This window comes from Phytoactinopolyspora alkaliphila (assembly GCF_010550695.1).
GTDB lineage: Bacteria > Actinomycetota > Actinomycetes > Jiangellales > Jiangellaceae > Phytoactinopolyspora > Phytoactinopolyspora alkaliphila.
The window spans coordinates 1-15696 of sequence record NZ_JAAGOB010000003.1 but is presented as its reverse complement, the minus strand read 5'-3'; the positions used below and the strand labels follow the sequence as shown (position 1 = coordinate 15696).

The window sequence follows — 15696 nt, the reverse complement described above, 5'->3', positions numbered from 1 at the left end:
TCGCCGCGCGGCCTGAGTTGAGCCCTCGCGCCCGTCGTCAGTACCGCACGAGATCACCGGGTGCGGGTGATGTCGGTTGAGATCGCCTCCGCCGTCTCCCGCAGCGCGGGCAGCAGATCTCGCCGGATCGCCGCTGGCGACCCGCGGCTGATGTGCGCTGAGACGTTCAGCGCGGCGACCACCTCACCGTCCCGGCCGGCGACCGGCACAGCCATCGATCGGAGCCCCTCCTCGAGCTCCTCGTCGACCAGGCAGAACCCTTCCGAACGCGCCCTGCCGAGCACGGTGCGCAACCTGTCCGGATCGGTGACCGTCATCGGGGTCAAAGGCGCGAGCTCGACCCTCGACAGGTAGTCGTCCAGGTACTCGTCGCTCTGATGCGCCAGGAGGACCCGCCCCATCGACGTGGCGTAAGCGGGGAAACGGGTCCCGACACTGATGACCACGCTCATGATTCGCTTCGTGGGCACGCGCGCCACGTACACGACGTCGTCACCGTCCAGCACCGCCATCGAGCACGACTCCCGCACGCATTCCACCAGGCGCTCCATCGACGGCAGCGCGAGCTCGGACAGCGACAGGCTCGACACGTAGGCGTATCCCAGCTCCAAGACCCGCGGGCGCAGCGAGAACTGCCGGCCGTCGGTCCGGACGTAGCCGAGATCGACCAGCGTATGCAGGAACCTACGAGCCGCCGCTCGGGTCAGGCCGGTCAGCCTCGCGACCTCGCTCAGCGTCAGCTGCGGGTGGTCGGCGTCGAAGGCACGGATGACCGCCAGTCCGCGCTCCAGGGACTGGACGAAGCCGGTGCGCCGCTCCGGCTTCTCAGCCACCCAGCACGTCCTGGGGCGTTGAAGAACGCTGCGCCACGATCAGGCAGTGGGGCGCCGTCGTCACCGGGCTCCCTCGAGGACGACGGCCAGGCCCTGACCGACGCCGATACAGATCACGGCCATCCCCCAGCCGCCTCCCCGGCGACGAAGCTCGTCACCCAGCTGAGCGACGACCCGGCCGCCGGACGCGCCGAGTGGATGTCCGATGGCCAGGGCGCCCCCGTTGACGTTGAGCAGCTCCGGGTCCAGCTCCGGCCATTCGGCCAGGCAGGCCAGCGACTGTGCGGCGAACGCCTCGTTCAGCTCCACGACGGCAAGATCGCTCCACCCGATGCCCGCTCGCGCCAAGGCCGCTTCCGCTGCCCGCACCGGCCCGATGCCGAACACGTGCGGGTCCACCCCGGCGGCCCCCCGGCCGGCGATCCGCGCCAGTGGCCTCACGCCGAGCCGGTCCGCGGCGGCCTGATCACCGAGAAGGAGCGCTGACGCGCCGTCGTTCAACGGTGACGAGGTCCCGGCCGTGACCGTGCCGTCCGGACGGAACGACGGCGCCAGCTTGGCCAGCTTCTCCAGTGACGTGTCCGGCCGGATCGCCTCGTCGCGTGTCAGGCCGGTCTCCGGGACCGGAACGACGTGGCCGTCGTAGAAGCCCTCGTTCCAGGCCTGGTCCGCGAGCCGGTGGCTGCGTAGCGCGAACCGCTCCTGCGCTTCGCGGCCGATCGCGTAGTGCTCGGCGAGGAGCTCGGTGCTCTCGCCGAGGGAGACCGTCCATTGCCTCGGCATGGCGGGGTTGGTCAGCCGCCAGCCGAGCGTGGTGGAGTGCAGGGTCTCCGACCCTGCCGGAAAACCCTTGGCCGGCTTAGGCAGAACCCACGGCGCGCGGCTCATCGACTCGACGCCGCCGGCCACCATCAATGACGCGTCGCCCACGGCGATCGTGCGGGACGCCTGCATCGCGGCGTCCATGCTCGAGCCGCAGAGGCGGTTGACCGTGGTGCCCGGCACCGACGTGGGCCAGCCGGCCAGGAGCGCGGCCATCCGGGCGACGTTCCGGTTGTCCTCACCGGCCTGGTTCGCCGCGCCGAACACGACATCCTCGACGTCGCCGGGGTCGAAGCCGGTCCGGACGGCCAGTTCGCGCAGCACATGAGCGGCAAGATCGTCTGGCCGCACCCCGGACAGTGCACCACCGTAGCGGCCGAAGGGAGTACGGACGCCGTCCAAAAGGAACACGTCCTTCACGCAGCCTCCCAGGGTGCTTTCTGGAGCTCTCGGTGAGCGGCACGTCAGGTCCCCGAATGCGACCCCCGACGCGTGTTCGCCATTCGCACGACAATTCTTCAAGCGAACGTAACGGGAGCCGGTACCGCCGTCAACCTCCACGGCGGTGGGACGAGATCAGATGACACAACCGGACAACAATCGCGGCGTACGTCGTCTGGTCATCACACCGAGCGGGCCAGCCGGAAGCCGAGATCATCCATGTGGTAGGCCGGGTGGCTCTTGCGCCTGCACGACGCACGGCAGCCCCGAGGCGGATCCGACCAGCCGCCACCACGGAACACCCGGTACGGACCGTAGACCGTGGTGTCATAAAGGTCCCAGCACCATTCCCACGCGTTGCCGATCATGTCGTACAGGCCCCACGGGTTCGGCGCCTTGCCCCCTACGTCGTGCACCCTGCCGCCGGAGTTGCCGTCGTACCACCCGATCTCGTCCAGCTCCGCGTAACGGACGTCCGCGACCCCCGCCCGGCACGCATACTCCCACTCCGCTTCGGAGGGAAGCCTGAAACCATCTGCCTGCCAGTCGCAGAGCACGTCCAGCGCGTCAGGGTCATCACCGATCGTGTAGCAGGCCTCGACGCCCATCGCCTGCGACAGCAGGTTGCAGAAGTGCAGCGCGTCCTTCCAGCAGATCTCGGTCACCGGCGTCAGCGGGCCAGCGGAGCCCGGGGGCGCCTCACCCCGCACGGCGGTATAGAGCTCGCGCGTGACCGGGTATGACGCCAGCCGGAACGGCTCGACCTCGACCCTCCAGGTCGTCCGGGAACCCTCGTCACGCACGACGATCTCGCCGGCCGGAATCTCGACCATGTGTTCCGCTGCCGAGATGAACAGTGCCGTTTCCGCGCTAGTCACGTGCTCATCGTGCCCCACTCACCTCGATTCCCGCCAAGGGGTTGCGGCCGACAATAAATTTAGGTAAGCCTTGTCTCAGTCAAGTTAGGCATGCCTAATTTGACCGTTTGAAGCCATGATCGGAAGGAATATGCGCCCGTGACCCTCACGACGCCGCCCACCCTCGACAGCGATGTCCCGCCACGTCAACGGGAGTCCTCCGCGCGGTCCTATCCGCGCCGGCTACCCGTCACTCTCGTCTGGGGCCGGGGGGCGATGGTGAGAGACAGCGGCGGCCTCGAGTACATCGACTGCCTGGCCGGCGCCGGAGCCCTGGCGCTCGGGCACCACCATCCAGCGGTCGACGAAGCCATCCGCGACATCCTGGACCGTGGCGCTCCTCTGTCCACGCTGGATCTGCCGACTCCCGTGCGCGACCGGTTCATCGAGGAGCTCTTCCGGGTCCTGCCACCGGGCTTGCGCGACGGCCGGATCCTCTTCTGCGGGCCTACCGGCGCCGACGCCGTCGAAGCGGCGGTCAAGCTCGCCCGCACCGTGACCGGCCGCAGCGGCCTGCTCGCATTCGGGGGCGCCTACCACGGTATGACCCAGGGCACGCTGGCCCTCACCGGACGCCGGTCCGCGAAGGAGCCGCTCGGGCCACTGCTGCCCGACGTGCACCACCTTCCGTTCCCCACCAGCTATCGCTCACCCTTCGGGGCACAGCCGCGCAGCGAACCGCACGGTGGCGGAGGGCGATCCGGGACGGCCGCCGGCGGTGCCGCCAGCGGCATGGCCGGCCGTCTCGTGGAATGGGCACTCGGCGACGACCTCAGCGGTATCGCCGCCCCTGCCGCGGCCGTCGCCGAGCCCGTGCAGGGAGAGGGGGGCGTGCATCCCATGCCGGCGATGTTCGCAGCGACGTTGAGGTCCGCCACCCGCCAGGCGGGAACTTTCCTGATCGCCGACGAGGTGCAGACCGGACTCGGCCGCACGGGGGCACTGTGGGCCAGCGAGGCGATCGGGCTCGATCCGGACATCCTCGTCCTCTCCAAGGCGATCGGCGGAGGGTTGCCGCTGGCAGTCATCATCCACAAGGCCGTTTTGGACGGCTGGCAGCCCGGCGCGCACGCCGGGACTTTCCGTGGCTCCACTCTTGCTCTGGCAGCCGGGGCCGCCACCATCCGCGAGGTCGTCCGGGCCGGACTGGCGGAGCGCGCGGACACGCTCGGCAGACGGTTCATGGAGGACCTCCGCACGGTCGCCGCGGGCGATCCGCGCATCGGCCAGGTGCGCGGTCGCGGCCTGATGGTGGGCGTCGAACTCGTGGATCCCGAGTCGCCCGCAGCCGACGGCGTTCCGGTCGCCGACGGATCCCTGGCCGCGGCCGTCCAGCGGCAGATGCTCCAGCATGGCGTCATCGTCGAGGTCGGCGGCGGCCGGGACGCCGTAGTCAGGTTCTTGCCTCCGCTCACGGTCACCGAAGGCCAGCTCGACCGGGTCGTCTCCGCGTTCGGCTCCGCTCTGGCGTCCGTGCGCGCGGGCTCATCGTGACCGGCGCAGGTACAGGGCCGCGCCAGTGGTTTCTCGACGGCAGCGCGGAGGCGGAGAAGAACCTGCGCCACACGGTGGACGCCGTGCTCGACGCCGTCCTGTCGAACGATCCGCCGTCGCCGTTTCCTGCCCTCGGGCCGGCCGAACTCCGCTCCGCCACCGAGCACGTCGACCCGCTTCCCGACATCGGCTGCGAACCCGAACGCGTGCTGTCCGAGATCGGACGGGTGGTGCTGAGGCACGGCGTGCGCGTCACCGACCCCTACTGCGCCGCACACCTGCATTCACCGACCCTCATCACGGCGGCGGTGACCGAGCTCGCCATCGGTCTCACGAATCAGTCGATGGATTCGTTCGACCAAGCACCCGTGGCCACCTATGTCGAAGACCTCCTGGTGCGAACTCTGGCGGCCGTCCTCGGACTGCCAGGCACCGCATCCGGCGTGCTGACCTCGGGTGGGACGTCGTCGAACCTCCTGGGTCTCCTGCTCGCCCGGGAGCGCGCCGGCACGGGGACCACCGTCTCCGGGCTACCCGGCGAATCGCGCCGGTGGCGGGTCCTCACCTCCGCAGCCGCTCATATCAGCGTCCGGCAGGCGGCGTCGGTCCTCGGGCTCGGCCGGGACGCCGTTGTTCCCGTGGGGACGGACCATGCCGGCCGGATGCGAGTGGATGACCTCGACCGGGTGCTCGCCGGATTGGATGACGCCGGCCTGTCACCCATCGCGCTCGTGGGCACGGCCGGCACCACGGACAGCGGCGCCATCGACCCGCTCGACGCTCTCGCGGACCGGGCGGCCGCTCGGGGCGCGTGGTTCCACATTGACGCGGCCGTGGGCTCCGCGCTCGCGCTCAGCGAACGGCTCCGCCCGATGCTCGCCGGCCTCGAACGAGCTGACTCCATCACCGCCGACCTGCACAAACTCTGGTGGCAACCGATCGGGGCGAGCGCCCTGCTGGTCCGCAACGCCGGGACCCTGCACGGATTCCGCGAGCCGGCGGACTATCTCAACCGGAGGGACGGCACCGCCGAACTCGACCTGGTGGACCGCTCCCTGGACACCTCGCGCCGGTTCGACGCGCTGAAGATCCTCGTGTCGCTGCGCATCACCGGACGGCTGCGTCTCGCCGGCTTCGTGGAGCATCTGGTCGACCTCACCGCCGAGGCCGGCCGGCTCGTCGATGCGCATCCTCAGCTGGAGCTGATCGCCCCACCGCAGACCGTCACCGTCCTGTTCCGCTGCCGCGCGCCCGAGGGATCGCCGGTCGACGGTCAGGACGCGCTCAACACGCGTGTCCAGCGAGATCTTCTGGCATCAGGGCGGGCCGTCGTGGGCCGCACCCGATGGAAAGGACGCACGGTCCTCAAACTGACGCTGGTCAATCCGCTGGCGACGGCCGGCGACATCGCCGGGCTCCTCGACCTCATAGCCGGGGCCGCCGGTCCCGGGATTCAGGAAGGCATGCCGTACCCATGATCGACACCGCTGAGTTAGCCACCACCGCGACCAGAGCCGCGGCCGCCGCCGACGACGCCGCGGTCCGCGCCTTCCTGAGCTGCTGGATCCGCGAGACGTCGGGCTGGTGGCTCACACCCACCGACCGACCCGGGTACCCCGCGGTCCTCTCGGTACCACTGCCACGCTGGAATGCACGCGTCGACGTCGACGTGCGGCGGGTGTCACCGACATTCCGGCATGTGCTGGAGCTTCCGGCCCGGGCGAGCGCCGGCGGTCAGCCGCCGCGGCCCATCAGGCTGGCGACGCTCGCCGCACTGCTGGCGGACCAGCTCACCGCGCTCCCGCCCGGAGGCTACGAGCACGTCGCCACCGCTGGGGACCTGCCTGGCTCCGCACGGCCACCCTCCATCGACGCCCTGCTCGGCCGGATCCTCGACAGCTCCATGGCGGTGGCGGACCATCTGCGCGAGCGCGACGCCGACATCGACCGGCTGTGGAGTGCAGTGCCGCTGAGTTTCGGCGAAAGCGAGCAGGCACTGCTCCTGGGTCACATGACGCATCCCACCCCGAAGAGCCGTGGTGAGATGACCGGGTCCCAGCGACGCCTCTTCTCCCCGGAGTCCTGCGGCCGGTTCCCGCTGCACTGGCTGGCCGTCACGCCCGGCCTGGTCCGGCACCGCAGCGCTGCCGGCACGCCCGCGCCGGAGCTCGCCGAACAGATTCTGCGCAAGGATCCGCGGACCGACCTCGGCGCCCTCGACGCGATGATGGACGCCGTCGGCCCGCGCATCCTCGTACCGGCGCATCCGTTCGAGGCCAGCCGGCTGGCCACGGACCCCGCCACGGCCGCGTTGTTCGACGACGACGCGGTGGTGGACCTCGGGCCGCTCGGTTCCCCCTACCTGCCGACGACATCGGTGCGCACCGTCTACCACCCTGATTCGCCCTGGCAGCTGAAGTTCTCCCTGCACGTCCGCGTGACCAACTCGATGCGGGTCACGCTGCCGAAGGAGCTGGATCGTGCGGTCGAGTCCGCGCAGCTCAGCCGTACCGAAGTAGGCCGCCGGAGCGCCGCCGTCGCGCCGCGGTTCACGTTGCTGCAGGATCCCGCCTACCTGACTGTCGAGCACGACGGCGTCGTGAGCGACGGGTTCTCCGTCCTGCTCAGAGAGAACCGGTGGACACGAGACGGCCCCGCGGATGTCAGCGCCCTCACGACGCTGTGCCAGGACCATCCGTACGGCGGCCGCAGCCGGCTGGCGGCGATCGTCGCGTCGATCGCACACCGTGAGCACCGGCGTGAGTCCGACGTCGCCCGGGAGTGGTTCGCCCGGTTCGGCGACGTGGTGGTGCGGTCCTTGCTCCGGTTGTATCTCGACGTCGGGCTGTGCTTCGAGGCGCATCAGCAGAACACTCTGGTGGAGCTCGACAGAGGCTGGCCGGTGCACGGCGTCTACCGGGACAGCCAGGGTTACTTCCATCGGGAAGCGGCGCACGGGGACCTCACCCGCGTGATCCCCGGCCTGGGCGAGTCCACCGAATCCGTCTTCCCGGAGCCACTCGCCGACGAACGACTCGTCTATTACCTGTTCGTCAACCTGACGCTCGGTGTGGTCAACGCGCTCGGAGAATACGGGGACGAGCAGGTCCTCCTGACCGACCTGAGCAGGCTGCTCGAACAGGAGCGTGCCCGCGGCGGGCGCTACCCCGCGTCCCTCCTCGACCGGCTCCTCGACGACCACTCGTGGCCGTGCAAGGCCAACCTGCTGACCAGAGTGCACGACATGGACGAGCTGGCCGGAGACATCTCCACCCAATCCGTCTACGTCACCCTTCCGAACCCCCTGAGAGAGACACCGGATGCCACCGCCCGTATCCCCCATTCCGATGATTGCTGATCCGCGCCGCCCATCATCAGGCTCCACCTCCGCATTTGGCCCCTGGTCGAAGTCATTCCACGGATCGACGACGTCTCCCGGGCCGGCACCGGGCACGAGCCGCGAGCACCGGGCGCGCGTGCTGATCGAGGTGGAACCGCTCGACGTCGACGCCCACCTGGAGCTGATCCATGCCTGGATGAACACACCACACGTCGCGCCCTGGTGGGAGCTCGACCGCCCGCGCGACGACGTCGGCGCCTATCTGTCCGAGCTGACCCATCAGCAGGGCTGGATCGTGTCCGCCGACGGGGTCCCCTTCGGCTACGTCGAGACCTACCGCGTGGCCGGCGATCCCCTGGCCGCGCACTATCCCGCACGGCCGGGCGACGTCGGATGGCACCTGCTGGTGGGTCCGGAACGCTTCCTCGGCAGCGGCATGCCACGGCTGCTCGGCCGCGCCTTCGTCTCGCACCTGCTGAACGGGGACCATCCGCACCGCGGGAGGCGGGTCGTGTGCGAGCCGGACATCCGCAACACCCGGATGCATGCGTTCTGCCGGCGGCTGGGCTTCCGCTCGATCGGCCACCTCGACCTTCCGGAGAAGCGCGCGGTGCTGATGGTCCATACGGGCGATGACACCGCAGACCGGCACAGCGACGAGCCGATGGGCGGTGAACGGCCGTGACCGTCGGCGAAACGAGAGATCGGGACCGCGTTCTCGATGTCGTCGGGGTGGGGCTCGGGCCGTTCAACCTCGGGCTCGCCGCCCTGCTGGATCCGGTTCCGGACATCGACGCTCTGTTCTTCGAGGCCCGCCCAGCCTTCTCCTGGCACCCGGGCCTGATGCTGCCCGGCACCACCCTTCAGGTGCCGTTCCTCGCGGATCTGGTGACCCTCGCCGACCCGACCAGCAGATTCTCGTTTCTGAACTATCTGCATGAACACAACCGGCTGTATCGGTTCTACTTCTACGAGCGCTTTCACGTCCCGCGCCAGGAGTACGACGCCTATGCCGGGTGGGTCGCGGCGAGCCTGCCGTCATGCCGGTTCGGGCATCGGGTCGAGAAGGTGGAGCCCGGCGGCGACGGCACCTGGACCATTCGCGTGACGGCGACTGACCGCGATGACAGCACCGGCGACGGCACCACCCAGCATGTGTCCGCGGATGGTCACGGCGGCAGCTCGTCCACCATCCGGTTCCGGGCGCGTTCAGTGGTCTTCGGGGTAGGCAGCCGCCCGCGGGTTCCGGAGGCGGTGCGTGACCGGCTCGGAGAGGACGTCTTCCACGCTGCCCACTACCTGGAGCTCAGGGAGAAGATCAGCGGCGCCGCCCACGTGACCGTGGTCGGCTCCGGCCAGAGCGCCGGTGAAGTGGTGGCCGATCTCCTGCAGTCTCACGCAGCCCACGGCGGCATCGTGGACTGGTTCACCCGCGGTGCCGGATTCCTGCCGATGGAGTACTCGAAACTCGGGCTCGAGCACTTCTCCCCCGAGTACACGGCGTACTTCCACGGGCTCGCCCCCGGCACCCGAGACCGGGTGCGCGCCGGTCAGGACCTGCTGTACAAGGGGCTGTCAGCGGAGACCAGCGAACGCATCTACGACCTCCTCTACGAGGCCACGATCGGCGGCGACGAGCCGCCGCTCACCTACGCCGGCCGGTGCGAGCTCGGGGAGATCGCCCCGTCGCCGGTGCCCGGCCGGCGCTGGCGGCTGACCTGGCGGCACCACGACGAGCAGCGCACCTTCATCCGGGACACCGACGTGGTGGTGCTCGCCACCGGCTACGAGCCCACGCCTCTTCCTCTTCCGGCCGGCTTCGTCGCCACCGACGAGCACGGCCGGCCCGAGGTGGACCTGGACTACCGGCTCAAGCTCCGCCACGGGCTCGGCGGGCGGGTGGTGGACACCGGCCGCGACGACGGCGTGGCCGCCGACCCTGGTGCCGGTTCCGATGCCAGACCGGGGGCGTCGTCGTTGTTCATCCAGAACGGTGAGCTGCACACCCACGGCGTCGGCGCGCCCGACCTCGGTCTCGGCGCGTACCGGGGCGCGGTGATCGCCAACGCCGTGGCCGGTCGCGAGGTGTATCCGGTGCGGGAGCGGACCGTGTTCCAGCGTTTCGGCACCTCCTCCCTGGGCTCTGCTCACTCCCAGGACCGTGTTCCTGACGACGGAGTGGATCTGGTGGGGCGCAGGAGTACACGAGGTGTGGCCAGGGCGACCCCAGATTCACTCCTTCGACGCACCGACCTCGCTCCCCCACCGCGACGACAGGACGACGCATGAACGAACCCCTCACCGCACCGTCGTGGCTGAGCGCCGCGCACTGGACCCGAGCCAACCGGGAGCTACTCGCCAAGGCACTCACCGAGTTCATGTACGAGGAGATCATTCCCGCGAACGTGAGCGGCGACGGCCGGCTCGTCGTCGACCTGCCGGAAGGCACCCTGACGGCGCGGGCACGCTACCGGAGTCTCGGCTGGTGGCGAATAGACCCGGACTCCCTGAGCTGGAGCGGCGGCGTCCCGCCCGACGCGGCCCACCTGCTCGCGACGCTCACCACCAGCTTGGGCGTTCCCCCGCCCACCGTGGCGAACCTGGTCGCGGAGCTGTCCTCGACGCTCGTCTCTGACACCTGGCAGCTGGCGCGCGCCCGGCCGAGCGCCGCGCTCATCGACATGGACTCTGTCCTCGCCGAGAGCGAGCTTCGCGGACATCCGTGGATAGTCGCCAGCAAGGGCCGGGTCGGGTTCGGCGCCGACGACATGTTTGCGTACGCCCCAGAGGTTGGGCGCGAGCTGCGGCTGCACTGGCTGGCGGCCGAACCGGCGATCGCCGACGAACAAGCCGTCCCCGGCCTGGATCACCACACCGTGGTCCGTGAACAGGTGGGCGACGGCGAGTTCGACCGGCTGCGCGCCCACGCCCACCTCGCCGGGCTGGATCCCGACAGGTGTGTCTACCTGCCGGTTCATCCGTGGCAATGGACCAACCGGATCCTTCCCTTGCACGCGAGCGAACTGGCCCGTGGATCGCTGGTCCACCTCGGAGAGGCGGCGCCGCGCTACCGGCCACAACTGGCCATCCGGACCCTCACCGACATCGACCAGCCTGCTCGGCGCTATCTGAAGCTCCCGTTGTCCGTTCTCAACACCTCCGTCTATCGCGGCCTGCCCCGCGAGCGCACTATCGCGGCTCCCGCGCTCACCGCATGGCTGTGCGGCCTGGCCCACGCCGACCCGTTCCTGCGGGAAACCGGGCTCGTCCTGCTGGGCGAGGTCGCCTCGGTGAGCATCCCGCACCCCGCGTTCGAGAGCGTCCCCGGCGTTCCGTACCAGCACACAGAATTGCTGGGCGCGATCTGGAGAGAGTCGGTCCACGGCTACCTGGAGCCGGGCGAACGCGCGGTGTCGCTGGCGGCGCTGCTGCATGTCGACGCGGACGGTCAGCCGTTCGCCGGTGCCCTTCTGAAAGAGAGCGGGCTCTCGGCGGACGAATGGTTGCAGCACCTGCACGCGGCGACACTGCCGCCCTTGCTGCATGTGCTCTACAAGTACGGGGCGATGTTCTCGCCGCACGGGCAGAATTGCATGATCGTGCACCGCGACGGGGTTCCTACCCGGCTCGTCGTGAAGGACTTCGTCGACGACGTCGCAATCTGCTCCGAGCCGCTTCCCGAACACGATCGCCTAGCCCCCGCTGCACGGGATGCGCTCGCCGACGTGACACTGGGCGCGACGACGTTGATCAAGTATCTGCAGAACGGCTTGCTCGTCGGGGTCTACCGGTACCTGGCCGAGATCGCCGATGATCTCCTCGGACTGCCGGAGCCGGCGTTCTGGGCGCAGGCGCGGGAGGAAATGACGGTGTACCACCGGCGCTTCGGCGCCGACTTGAGCGACCGCTTCGCCCTGTTCGACCTGGAGACGCCGACGTTCCCGAAGCTCTGCCTGAACCGCTTGCGGCTGTTCGAGCGCGGCTACGACGACGACGCCGAGCGCCCGGTGATCTCCGCGGTGGGGACGGTCCGCAATCCGCTCGCTCCTGACTCTGTCGCCGCAGGGTGAGGGGCGAGCGGATCGCCGCGGACCGGGTCAGCCGACGGCGTCAGCGAGCCGGGTGGTCCCCGGAGCGTGTTCGCCGGTGCGCGTACACGAGGGCAGCACCGCCAAGGACCACGCCGGCCAGACCGGTCCCGAATCCGGCGACGGTCATCGCTTCGGTACCGGATCCGGCGGACGAGTCCTCCTCCGCGGTGTCATCGCCGGCCGCCGTCTCGGCACCGTGGCCGTCGTCGACGGGTTCGGTGATCTCGACGAGTGGTGCCGGGTACTCCAGATCGTGCGGGTCCTCGTCGTCGGCGGCGATCTCGACCCACGCGGCTTGACCGTCCTCACAGCTCTGTACCACCGGGAAGGCCAACGTCTGCCCGGCCTCATCGGGCAGGCGGACCGACAGCTCGAACGCGTCCCGTAGGTCGTGCGGCAACGGCGTGTGTGCCGAGTACACGACCTGCGCGACGGAGCCGCCGGCTTCGGCCGGCGAGCCGTTGGCAGCGAGTCTCACCACGTCCCAGTTCGCGTGGACGGTGGGGGTGACGGCGAGGATCTCCTCGGGAATCTCGATGGCGACCTCGGTGGTGCCGGACGTTTCGCAGCCGTGTGGCACGGCAACCGTGAGCACGGTGTAGGAACCGGCGGGTGCCTCGCCCGGGTTCACGGTGACGTGCGCGCCCGCGAGGGCGGGTCCGGCGACGACGAGAGCGGTGGCGCCGGCCACGGCGCCGCCGACGCGCACGGGACGGATGACAGATATCGACAATGGCATGGCTGATGAACCCCTGTTGCTGGTGGGAAGTGTGTTGAGGCGTGCGCCCACGGCGCACGAAAGCTCGCCCAGTGGGTCCGGGCAAGTCACTCAGGACGCGTGACGGATGGATCCGGGCGTTGCCGGTCCCCGCGTGCGTCAGCCAGCGGGCGGGGCGCGGGTGTCGGGTCCGGTGAGATGCAGGTCCCGGCACAGCGCCAAGACGGGCCGGTAGTCGCGGACGAGCCGCGGCGCGCCGGCGTCCGGCACAACCAGACCGAGCCGCGGAACCCGTGGCAATCGCGCGAGGCTCCACAGTGCCCACACGAGCCGTTCGCCGTGCGCGAGCACCAGGCTCACCAGGACGGCGGCCACGCCGTGGAACGCGACCATCGCCGGGGTCAGGCCGAGTCCGGCCGGATCCGCATGGTGCCCACCCGCGCCCGCGAAGAGATGGAGACCCACCTGGGAGAGCAGCACCACGCCGAGAATGCCGCCGAAGGAGCGGCGGGCGTCGGCGGCAGCCACACAGATCACCGCCAGCGCCAAGCCGCCGGCGAGCACGCCGGCGGACATGTGGACGGCTCCTCCAGCCGCGACGTGCGCGCCCACGGACATGCCGAGGCAGGCGGCGGCCAGCGTGCCGCCCCGCGCCACTCGCGCGGCGCCCTGGCCAGGACTCGTCACAACCGCTGAGGCTAGCATTCAGGCGCCCGCGCCTCGTGGCCGAATCCCGCCGCCGGATGCCCTACGCACGCCCCCGCCGGTCATCGGCGCACGGCGGGGCCGTCCGGCGTCGTACTGTGGATCGTGTGGTGAACTTGACGAAGATCTACACCCGCACCGGCGACGACGGAACCACGGGGCTCGGCGATTTCAGCCGAACCCGCAAGACGGATCCTCGCCTCGTCGCGTACGCCGACGTCAACGAGGCCAATGCCACCATCGGCGTGGTGGTCGCGGTGGAGCGTCACGGCGGCGGAGGCGGCGACCTCGGCGACGCCGCGCTGGGCGCGCTGGTCCGTATCCAGAACGACCTGTTCGACGTCGGTGCGGATCTGTGCATGCCGCTCAAGCCGACGTACGAGTACGAGCCCCTCCGGGTCCAAGCGGCGTGGATCGACGAGCTCGAATCGTACTGCGACACCTTCAACGCGGACCTGCCCAAGTTGCGTTCCTTCGTCCTCCCCGGAGGCACGGTGACCTCGGCGCACCTGCACGTGGCGACGACGACGGTCCGCCGTGCCGAGCGATCCGCATGGCATGCCCTGGAGACGTACGGTGACGGTGACGACGACGGCGTCAACCCGCTGACCGCCACGTACCTGAACCGGCTCTCGGACCTGCTGTTCGTTCTCGCACGGTACGCCAACCGCCACGACGGCGACGTCCTGTGGCAGCCCGGTGGGGGTCGCGACGAGCCGTCCTCTCGCTGAGAGGTCACGCTGAACCCCAGGCGGCGCGGCTCGTAGAATCGAGCAGATGAAGCTGACCAAGTTCGAGCACTCGTGCGTTCTCGTTGAAGACGGCGCCGCCCGGGTGCTGATCGACCCGGGCAACTTCTCGCACGGATTCGAGGCACTCACGGACCTGACCGCCGTGCTGGTGACCCATCAGCACCCTGACCACGTCGACCTGGAACGCCTGCCTGCCCTGATCGAGCGCAATCCGGACGCCTCCGTCTACGCGGATCCCGGCACCGCGGAACTGCTGGCCGAGAACCACATCACTTGCACCACGGTCCGCTCGGGCGACCGCGTCGACGTCGGCACCCGAGTGGACGTCTACGGGGAGCAGCATGCGGTCATCCATCCGGACATCCCCGTCATCGCGAACGTCGGCTACCTCGTCGGCGGGCGGTTCTTCCACCCGGGCGACTCGTTCACGGCGCCGGACACCGACGTTGAGATCCTCGGCCTGCCGACGGCCGCCCCGTGGCAGAAGATCTCCGAAGCCATCGAATTCCTACGAGGTGTCGCCCCGGCCACGGCGATACCCATCCATCAGGCGCTCCTGGCGAAGCCGGAGATGTACTACGGCCACTTCCAGCGGCTCGGCCCGCAGGGCATGGACCTTCGCGTCATCGCCGCCGGGGAGTCGGTCACGCTATGACGCCGGGCACCGCTCCCGGAGGCGACGAATCCCAGCGACCACGCCGCCCGTCGCTCCGCGGCGACATGCCGGATCTCCTGGGCGACCCCGACCCGGCCGACCGCATCGCCATCGCGCATGCCACCGCCTCGGCTCTGCTCCGGGCCGGCCGCGCCGACGACGCCAGCCCAGGCACCACCGAGCGCCTGGTCCGCCTGGCCGATCAGGTCGGCTTGGACGAGCTCGCCGAACTGTGGCGCGAGTCCGGGCCGGGCACGCTTCCCGGAACCATGTGGTCGCTGTACCTGCTGCGTAGCTGGGTGCACCGCAACGGACCGGAAGCGTCCCGCCTGTTCGCCGCAGGCCAGCAAATGGCGGAGGTCTCCACCGCCGTCGCAGGGGTGGAGCAACCACCAGGGCCGCGGGAGGTCGCCGCGCTCGGTGACGCGATCTTGACCCGCGCCTTCGACGGCGACTTCGCCACCACGCTGGAACGCGCCTCGGCATTCTGCCGGGTGATCGCCTCCGGCCGAGCCTACGTAGCCGATGACGCCCTCGACGACGAGCGTGACCGGCAGATCCGGCTGGCCCGCGGAAACCTGCGCATGGCCGAGGAGCTCGAACAAGCCGCCGGCCTCTGGCGCCGCCAAGAACTCCACTAACCCCACCTAAATGATCATGTAAACCATGCCTTCTCGTGCTTCACCATGCCTGCAGCCCTGGTATCGCACGAGAAAACATGGTTTACATGATCATTTAGGGCTCTCCTGACGTTTCCGTGGGTTAGCGGCCCGGGAGGGCTGGGCGGTAGCCGCCGAGGGAGAGCATGGCCAGGGCGATGAGGGCGTGAGGGTCTTTGAATCCGTAGGCGACGCGGGTGATGACGCGGATCTTGGTGTTGGTGGATTCGATGAGGGCGTTGGACATGCCTTCTTCGAGGGCGGCGTAG

General features: G+C 69.8%; 15 protein-coding genes. 9 read left to right on the top strand and 6 right to left on the bottom strand.

Going from position 1 to position 15696, the window contains the following annotated elements; all coding sequences use genetic code 11:
• Positions 1 to 53: 53 nt before the first annotated feature.
• From G1H11_RS06100 to G1H11_RS06090, 3 genes are all read right to left on the bottom strand, one after another.
• Positions 54 to 833 carry an IclR family transcriptional regulator domain-containing protein gene (locus tag G1H11_RS06100; RefSeq protein ID WP_163817159.1) on the bottom strand — a complete coding sequence of 260 codons (780 nt, stop codon included), beginning with the start codon at positions 831 to 833 and terminating at the stop codon, positions 54 to 56.
• A 60-nt stretch (positions 834 to 893) separates the two neighbouring features.
• The gene (locus G1H11_RS06095; protein WP_163817157.1) at positions 894 to 2075 is read right to left on the bottom strand and encodes an acetyl-CoA C-acyltransferase; all 1182 of its coding nucleotides are present in this window, start codon (positions 2073 to 2075) and stop codon (positions 894 to 896) included.
• Between the two features lie 203 nt (positions 2076 to 2278).
• On the bottom strand, positions 2279 to 2929 hold the full coding sequence (locus G1H11_RS06090; protein ID WP_163817808.1) for a formylglycine-generating enzyme family protein: 651 nt from the start codon (positions 2927 to 2929) through the stop codon (positions 2279 to 2281).
• 183 nt (positions 2930 to 3112) lie between these two features.
• Here G1H11_RS06090 and G1H11_RS06085 point away from each other — a divergent pair, with 183 nt between their 5' ends.
• The 6 genes from G1H11_RS06085 (at position 3113) to G1H11_RS06060 (ending at position 11917) form a co-directional block, all read left to right on the top strand.
• A complete protein-coding gene (locus G1H11_RS06085) occupies positions 3113 to 4507 on the top strand; it encodes a diaminobutyrate--2-oxoglutarate transaminase family protein (RefSeq protein WP_163817155.1) in 1395 nt (464 codons plus the stop codon).
• Positions 4504 to 5985: a pyridoxal-dependent decarboxylase gene (locus G1H11_RS06080; RefSeq protein ID WP_163817153.1), complete on the top strand. Its 1482-nt coding sequence runs from the start codon at positions 4504 to 4506 to the stop codon at positions 5983 to 5985. The genes G1H11_RS06085 and G1H11_RS06080 overlap by 4 nt, the downstream gene beginning before the upstream one ends.
• Complete coding sequence (locus tag G1H11_RS06075; RefSeq protein ID WP_163817151.1) at positions 5982 to 7865, top strand: IucA/IucC family protein; 1884 nt, start codon at positions 5982 to 5984, stop codon at positions 7863 to 7865. Before G1H11_RS06080 ends, G1H11_RS06075 begins: the two co-directional genes overlap by 4 nt.
• Before the next feature lie 118 nt (positions 7866 to 7983).
• Positions 7984 to 8532: a GNAT family N-acetyltransferase gene (locus G1H11_RS06070; protein WP_163817149.1), complete on the top strand. Its 549-nt coding sequence runs from the start codon at positions 7984 to 7986 to the stop codon at positions 8530 to 8532.
• Positions 8529 to 10136, top strand: coding sequence for a SidA/IucD/PvdA family monooxygenase (locus G1H11_RS06065; RefSeq protein ID WP_163817147.1), 1608 nt, complete (start codon positions 8529 to 8531; stop codon positions 10134 to 10136). Before G1H11_RS06070 ends, G1H11_RS06065 begins: the two co-directional genes overlap by 4 nt.
• Entirely contained in the window at positions 10133 to 11917 is a 1785-nt protein-coding gene (locus tag G1H11_RS06060) for an IucA/IucC family protein (RefSeq protein ID WP_163817145.1), read from the top strand. The genes G1H11_RS06065 and G1H11_RS06060 overlap by 4 nt, the downstream gene beginning before the upstream one ends.
• A 40-nt stretch (positions 11918 to 11957) precedes the next feature.
• Here G1H11_RS06060 and G1H11_RS06055 read toward each other — a convergent pair whose 3' ends face one another.
• Together G1H11_RS06055 and G1H11_RS06050 are read right to left on the bottom strand one after the other, a co-directional pair.
• Entirely contained in the window at positions 11958 to 12677 is a 720-nt protein-coding gene (locus G1H11_RS06055; protein ID WP_163817143.1) for a YcnI family copper-binding membrane protein, read from the bottom strand.
• A 138-nt stretch (positions 12678 to 12815) separates the two neighbouring features.
• Positions 12816 to 13343 (bottom strand): hypothetical protein, encoded by a 528-nt coding sequence (locus tag G1H11_RS06050; protein ID WP_163817141.1) that lies wholly within the window; start codon positions 13341 to 13343, stop codon positions 12816 to 12818.
• Positions 13344 to 13468: 125 nt separating this feature from the next.
• Between G1H11_RS06050 and G1H11_RS06045 the strand changes: the two genes are divergently transcribed.
• The 3 genes from G1H11_RS06045 to G1H11_RS06035 are packed head-to-tail and all read left to right on the top strand — an operon-like array spanning position 13469 to position 15409.
• Positions 13469 to 14092, top strand: coding sequence for a cob(I)yrinic acid a,c-diamide adenosyltransferase (locus G1H11_RS06045; RefSeq protein ID WP_163817139.1), 624 nt, complete (start codon positions 13469 to 13471; stop codon positions 14090 to 14092).
• Between the two features lie 46 nt (positions 14093 to 14138).
• Positions 14139 to 14768: an MBL fold metallo-hydrolase gene (locus G1H11_RS06040; protein ID WP_163817137.1), complete on the top strand. Its 630-nt coding sequence runs from the start codon at positions 14139 to 14141 to the stop codon at positions 14766 to 14768.
• A complete protein-coding gene (locus G1H11_RS06035) occupies positions 14765 to 15409 on the top strand; it encodes a hypothetical protein (RefSeq protein WP_163817135.1) in 645 nt (214 codons plus the stop codon). The genes G1H11_RS06040 and G1H11_RS06035 overlap by 4 nt, the downstream gene beginning before the upstream one ends.
• 121 nt (positions 15410 to 15530) lie before the next feature.
• Here the strand turns inward: G1H11_RS06035 and G1H11_RS06030 are convergent.
• Positions 15531 to 15696 (bottom strand): transposase (locus tag G1H11_RS06030; RefSeq protein WP_163817133.1); only part of this gene is annotated, 166 nt, incomplete at its 5' end.